Below are 7,041 nucleotides of genomic sequence, written 5' to 3'. Positions count from 1 at the left end.
ATTACTCCTTTACTTTTTAGTTTGTTGATAACTCATTATATCATTTCACTTTATATTTTTCCACAGTCTGTTGAAATTAACAAAAGAAAGTTTTCCACCATCTGAAAAAGTTATTAACAAATTTGTGGATAATGTGTAAAACTTTTTTTATCCACAGGAAATAGCAAATGATAGTAATGTTTTTCAGACTTATCCCCAGAGGTAAAAATAGCAAAATTAAGAGCAAAATACCTGTGGAAAACAAAAAAATTAAAAAAGATTAATCACAGCTTTTTGACAAGCTCAACCCATTTTGTGGATATTTGCTAAATCAACTAAACTATTAGCTTTATAAGGAGTAAATCATCATAATTTTAACTTTCTACTATATAAAGAATAAAATTTAAGCATTAAAAATCGAAAAGACTGCTACAAAAAAATTACTAATCTAAGAAATCACTCTAAAAGAAAAGGGTTATTCTATGAAATTTATGAAGGTTTTAGCACTAATTTAATTAGAAAATAAAAAAATAATAAAAAAAATAAGAAGAGGTCCAATTGTTTGCTAGCCTAAGTTAAAACGGATACATAAGTAGATTAAAACGAACAAAAGGGAAAGAAATTCTAAAAAGCCACATTAAATTCTTGACAGGGAGAGATAGGTTTGATAGAATATAATAGTTGTCGCGAGAGACGAGCGTTGAAGCGCGACAAGCTAGACCATTGAAAACTGAATAAAGAAGAATGACTCATGTGATGTAGCAATACATCAAAAATCTGTCAATCAATAATGAAAGACAAGCCAGTCACTTCGGTGACTTAAATACTTTATTTGAGAGTTTGATCCTGGCTCAGGACGAACGCTGGCGGCGTGCCTAATACATGCAAGTTGAGCGATGAAGATTGGTGCTTGCACCAATTTGAAGAGCAGCGAACGGGTGAGTAACGCGTGGGGAATCTGCCTTTGAGCGGGGGACAACATTTGGAAACGAATGCTAATACCGCATAACAACTTTAAACACAAGTTTTAAGTTTGAAAGATGCAATTGCATCACTCAAAGATGATCCCGCGTTGTATTAGCTAGTTGGTGAGGTAAAGGCTCACCAAGGCGATGATACATAGCCGACCTGAGAGGGTGATCGGCCACATTGGGACTGAGACACGGCCCAAACTCCTACGGGAGGCAGCAGTAGGGAATCTTCGGCAATGGACGAAAGTCTGACCGAGCAACGCCGCGTGAGTGAAGAAGGTTTTCGGATCGTAAAACTCTGTTGGTAGAGAAGAACGTTGGTGAGAGTGGAAAGCTCATCAAGTGACGGTAACTACCCAGAAAGGGACGGCTAACTACGTGCCAGCAGCCGCGGTAATACGTAGGTCCCGAGCGTTGTCCGGATTTATTGGGCGTAAAGCGAGCGCAGGTGGTTTATTAAGTCTGGTGTAAAAGGCAGTGGCTCAACCATTGTATGCATTGGAAACTGGTAGACTTGAGTGCAGGAGAGGAGAGTGGAATTCCATGTGTAGCGGTGAAATGCGTAGATATATGGAGGAACACCGGTGGCGAAAGCGGCTCTCTGGCCTGTAACTGACACTGAGGCTCGAAAGCGTGGGGAGCAAACAGGATTAGATACCCTGGTAGTCCACGCCGTAAACGATGAGTGCTAGATGTAGGGAGCTATAAGTTCTCTGTATCGCAGCTAACGCAATAAGCACTCCGCCTGGGGAGTACGACCGCAAGGTTGAAACTCAAAGGAATTGACGGGGGCCCGCACAAGCGGTGGAGCATGTGGTTTAATTCGAAGCAACGCGAAGAACCTTACCAGGTCTTGACATACTCGTGCTATTCCTAGAGATAGGAAGTTCCTTCGGGACACGGGATACAGGTGGTGCATGGTTGTCGTCAGCTCGTGTCGTGAGATGTTGGGTTAAGTCCCGCAACGAGCGCAACCCCTATTGTTAGTTGCCATCATTAAGTTGGGCACTCTAACGAGACTGCCGGTGATAAACCGGAGGAAGGTGGGGATGACGTCAAATCATCATGCCCCTTATGACCTGGGCTACACACGTGCTACAATGGATGGTACAACGAGTCGCGAGACAGTGATGTTTAGCTAATCTCTTAAAACCATTCTCAGTTCGGATTGTAGGCTGCAACTCGCCTACATGAAGTCGGAATCGCTAGTAATCGCGGATCAGCACGCCGCGGTGAATACGTTCCCGGGCCTTGTACACACCGCCCGTCACACCACGGGAGTTGGGAGTACCCGAAGTAGGTTGCCTAACCGCAAGGAGGGCGCTTCCTAAGGTAAGACCGATGACTGGGGTGAAGTCGTAACAAGGTAGCCGTATCGGAAGGTGCGGCTGGATCACCTCCTTTCTAAGGAATATATACAAAGACGTGAGCATTCAACTTTATTCAGTTTTGAGGGGTTTAGTCATAAACCTAAGCAAGAATCAAATTCTTGATTGTGGGGCCTTAGCTCAGCTGGGAGAGCGCCTGCTTTGCACGCAGGAGGTCAGCGGTTCGATCCCGCTAGGCTCCATTGTCAGACAAGACGTTAAAATCACTTGAACATTGAAAACTAAATAACAATATCTAATAACGATAAATAAACCAAAAGCTGTGAATTTTAAAGAATTTACAAACTTATACTTGAAAAACGATGATTATAAATCATCATGGCAAAGTTAATAAGGGCGCACGGTGGATGCCTTGGCACTAAGAGCCGATGAAGGACGTGACTAACGACGATATTCTAGGGGGAGCAGTAAGTACGCATTGATCCCTAGGTCTCCGAATGGGGAAACCCAGCTGCTACTAGCAGTTATTCATGAGTGAATACATAGCTCATGTAAAGGTAACGCAGAGAACTGAAACATCTAAGTACCTGCAGGAAGAGAAAGTAAAAACGATTTCGTAAGTAGCGGCGAGCGAACGCGAAGAAGGGCAAACCAAGAAGCTTGCTTCTTGGGGTTGTAGGACTGCAACGTGGACTTAAGCATTATAGTCGAATAACCTGGGAAGGTTAATCAAAGAGGGTAATAATCCCGTAGACGAAATAGCGCTTATACCTAGCAGTATCCTGAGTAGGGCTGGACACGCGAAATCCAGTTTGAATCCGGGAGGACCATCTCCCAACCCTAAATACTCCTTAGTGACCGATAGTGAACCAGTACCGTGAGGGAAAGGTGAAAAGAACCCCGAGAGGGGAGTGAAATAGCACCTGAAACCGTGTGCCTACAAGAAGTTCGAGCCCGTTAATGGGTGAGAGCGTGCCTTTTGTAGAATGAACCGGCGAGTTACGTTATGATGCGAGGTTAAGTTGAAGAGACGGAGCCGTAGGGAAACCGAGTCTGAATAGGGCGACTTAGTATCATGATGTAGACCCGAAACCTAGTGACCTATCCATGAGCAGGGTGAAGGTGTGGTAAGACGCACTGGAGGCCCGAACCAGGACACGTTGAAAAGTGTTTGGATGACTTGTGGATAGCGGAGAAATTCCAAACGAACTGGGAGATAGCTGGTTCTCTCCGAAATAGCTTTAGGGCTAGCGTCGAAATGTAAGTGTATTGGAGGTAGAGCACTGTTTGGGTGAGGGGTCCGTCTAGGATTACCAATCTCAGATAAACTCCGAATGCTAATACACATGTTCGGCAGTCAGACTGCGAGTGCTAAGATCCGTAGTCGAAAGGGAAACAGCCCAGACCAACAGCTAAGGTCCCAAAATATATGTTAAGTGGAAAAGGATGTGGGGTTGCACAGACAACTAGGATGTTAGCTCAGAAGCAGCTATCATTCAAAGAGTGCGTAATAGCTCACTAGTCGAGTGACCCTGCGCCGAAAATGTACCGGGGCTAAACATATTACCGAAGCTTTGGATTGATATTTTATCAATGGTAGGAGAGCGTTCTTAACCGCGATGAAGGTATACCGTGAGGAGTGCTGGAGCGTTAAGAAGTGAGAATGCCGGTATGAGTAGCGCAAGATAAGTGAGAATCTTATCCACCGTAAGACTAAGGTTTCCAGGGGAAGGCTCGTCCGCCCTGGGTTAGTCGGGACCTAAGGCGAGGCCGAAAGGCGTAGTCGATGGACAACTGGTTGATATTCCAGTACTAGATATGATCGTGATGGAGGGACGCAGTAGGCTAAGAGATGCCAGTTAATGGATTCTGGTCTAAGCAGTGAGGTGTGAGATGTGTCAAATGCATTTCTCTCTAACATTGAGCTGTGATGGGGAAGCAACTACGGTTGCGAACTCTCTGATGTCACACTGCCAAGAAAAGCTTCTAGCGTAAAGTCATATCTACCCGTACCGCAAACCGACACAGGTAGTCGAGGCGAGTAGCCTCAGGTGATCGAGAGAACTCTCGTTAAGGAACTCGGCAAAATAGCCCCGTAACTTCGGGAGAAGGGGTGCTGGTGTAAAAGCCAGCCGCAGTGAATAGGCCCAAGCAACTGTTTATCAAAAACACAGCTCTCTGCTAAACCGCAAGGTGATGTATAGGGGGTGACGCCTGCCCGGTGCTGGAAGGTTAAGAGGAGTGCTTAGACGTAAGTCGAAGGTATGAATTGAAGCCCCAGTAAACGGCGGCCGTAACTATAACGGTCCTAAGGTAGCGAAATTCCTTGTCGGGTAAGTTCCGACCCGCACGAAAGGCGTAATGATTTGGGCACTGTCTCAACGAGAGACTCGGTGAAATTTTAGTACCTGTGAAGATGCAGGTTACCCGCGACAGGACGGAAAGACCCCATGGAGCTTTACTGTAGTTTGATATTGAGTACCTGTAAGTCATGTACAGGATAGGTAGGAGCCATTGAAATAGGGACGCTAGTTTCTATTGAGGCGTTGTTGGGATACTACCCTTGACTTATGGTTACTCTAACCCGCTGGCATAATCGGCCAGGGAGACAGTGTCTGACGGACAGTTTGACTGGGGCGGTCGCCTCCTAAAGAGTAACGGAGGCGCTCAAAGGTTGGCTCAGATTGGTTGGAAATCAATCGTAGAGTGTAAAGGTAAAAGCCAGCTTGACTGCGAGAGCTACAACTCGAGCAGGTAGGAAACTAGGACTTAGTGATCCGGTGGTACCGCATGGAAGGGCCATCGCTCAACGGATAAAAGCTACCCTGGGGATAACAGGCTTATCTCCCCCAAGAGTTCACATCGACGGGGAGGTTTGGCACCTCGATGTCGGCTCGTCGCATCCTGGGGCTGTAGTCGGTCCCAAGGGTTGGGCTGTTCGCCCATTAAAGCGGCACGCGAGCTGGGTTCAGAACGTCGTGAGACAGTTCGGTCCCTATCCGTCGCGGGCGTAGGTAATTTGAGAGGATCTGTCCTTAGTACGAGAGGACCGGGATGGACTTACCGCTGGTGTACCAGTTGTTCCGCCAGGAGCACGGCTGGATAGCTATGTAGGGAAGGGATAAGCGCTGAAAGCATCTAAGTGCGAAGCCCACCTCAAGATGAGATTACCCATTCGTAAGAATTAAGAGCCCAGAGAGATGATCTGGTAGATAGGCTGGAAGTGGAAGAGTTGCGAGACTTGGAGCGGACCAGTACTAATCGCTCGAGGACTTTACCAAAAGAGTCAAATATAAAATGCTTATGGTTTAGAAGTTAGAAGAATTGTTATTTAGTTTTGAATGTTCAAAGTAACATTTAATGATTTGGTCATCATTGCGATGGAGATACACCTGTTCCCATGTCGAACACAGAAGTTAAGTCCATCTACGGCGGAAGTACTTGGGGGTTGCCCCCTGGGAGATATGCGAGTGGTCAAGTTGAAAGTATGGTCCGTTGGTCAAGGGGTTAAGACACCGCCTTTTCACGGCGGTAACACGGGTTCGAATCCCGTACGGACTATATTATTAAAACTCGGGAAACCGAGTTTTATGTTATTGCGGATTAGCTCAGTTGGTAGTAGCGCATGACTGTTAATCATGATGTCGTCAGTTCGAGTCTGACATCCGCAGTTTTTTAGAGAGACTTTGAGGTCTCTCTTTTTATTATATTTAAGAAAATAATTGATTTTTTTTGATATAATTTGATAAACGGAGAGATTATATAAAATGCAAAAACGATATACAACTTGGAATGAATATTTAAGAAAAAATTTTGGTGAAAAAATATTTAAAGTTCCTATTGATGCTGGTTTTGATTGTCCTAATCGTGATGGTACTGTAGCACATGGTGGTTGTACTTTTTGTACGGTTTCTGGCTCAGGTGATATGATTCTCGAACCAGAAGCACCAATTGCGGATCAATTTGCGGCTGAAGTGACCCAATTTCATAAAAAATGGCCTGGCGTTAAGAAATATATTGTTTATTTTCAAAATTTCACTAATACACATGCCCCTGTCGAAGTGTTACGTGAACGATTCGAACAAGCAGTAAATCAACCAGATGTTATCGGAATTTCAATTGGGACACGTCCAGATTGTTTACCGGATGATGTTGTAGAATATTTATCAGAGCTTAACCGTCGGATGGAAGTTTGGATTGATTTAGGATTGCAGACCACCTATGAAGAAACTTCTGATATGATTAATCGTGCTCATGATTATGAAACTTATGTGGATGCTGTGAGACGTTTACGAGTTCATGGCATTAATGTGTGTACACATTTAATTAACGGATTACCAGGTGAAACGACAGAAATGATGTTGGAAAATGTGCGCCGTATGGTTTTAGACTCTGATATTCAAGGGGTGAAACTACACTTACTCCATTTAATGAAGCAGACTCGCTTGCAGCGTGATTATCATGAGGGAAAATTACAGCTGATGTCACAAGAGGAATATGTGCAAGTTATCTGTGATCAGCTGGAGTTGATTCCTAAAGAAATTGTCATTCATCGATTGACTGGGGATGCTCCACGTGATTTGATTATTGGACCAATGTGGTCTTTGAAAAAATGGGAAGTATTGAATAGTATTGATGCCGAAATGGAACGACGCGGTAGTATTCAAGGCTGTAAAGATGTTCGTAAAAGCGGTCTAATTACTTTTTAAATTACAAGAGATGAATTTTTATTCATCTCTTTTTGCAAAGTTTGATACAATAAT

1 protein-coding gene, 3 tRNA genes and 3 rRNA genes are annotated in these 7,041 nt (G+C 44.5%); all 7 read left to right on the top strand.

The genetic code is table 11. The features are described from left to right. The first annotated feature begins 807 nt into the window (after positions 1-807). The 7 genes from KW2_RS11705 to mnmL all read left to right on the top strand — a co-directional run bounded on the left by KW2_RS11705 (position 808) and on the right by mnmL (position 6,987). Positions 808-2,354, top strand: a 16S ribosomal RNA gene (locus KW2_RS11705). Positions 2,355-2,447: 93 nt separating this feature from the next. Beyond that, a tRNA-Ala gene (locus KW2_RS11700) sits at positions 2,448-2,520 on the top strand. A 138-nt stretch (positions 2,521-2,658) separates the two neighbouring features. After that, positions 2,659-5,559: ribosomal RNA gene (locus tag KW2_RS11695) — 23S ribosomal RNA — on the top strand. A gap of 83 nt (positions 5,560-5,642) precedes the next feature. Continuing rightward, a 5S ribosomal RNA gene (rrf, locus tag KW2_RS11690) occupies positions 5,643-5,758 on the top strand. Together the 16S, 23S and 5S rRNA genes with 3 tRNA genes alongside form the textbook arrangement of a ribosomal RNA operon. A 9-nt stretch (positions 5,759-5,767) precedes the next feature. Continuing rightward, positions 5,768-5,839, top strand: a tRNA-Glu gene (locus KW2_RS11685). Between the two features lie 36 nt (positions 5,840-5,875). After that, positions 5,876-5,949, top strand: a tRNA-Asn gene (locus KW2_RS11680). 96 nt (positions 5,950-6,045) lie between these two features. Beyond that, entirely contained in the window at positions 6,046-6,987 is a 942-nt protein-coding gene (mnmL, locus tag KW2_RS11675; RefSeq protein WP_021038043.1) for a tRNA modification radical SAM protein MnmL/YtqA, read from the top strand. Positions 6,988-7,041: the final 54 nt, after the last annotated feature.

Origin of the sequence: Lactococcus cremoris subsp. cremoris KW2, assembly GCF_000468955.1 — a bacterium.
Classification (GTDB): domain Bacteria; phylum Bacillota; class Bacilli; order Lactobacillales; family Streptococcaceae; genus Lactococcus; species Lactococcus cremoris.
Note: the sequence above shows the minus strand (reverse complement) of the source record. Positions and strands in the feature narration are given on the sequence as shown.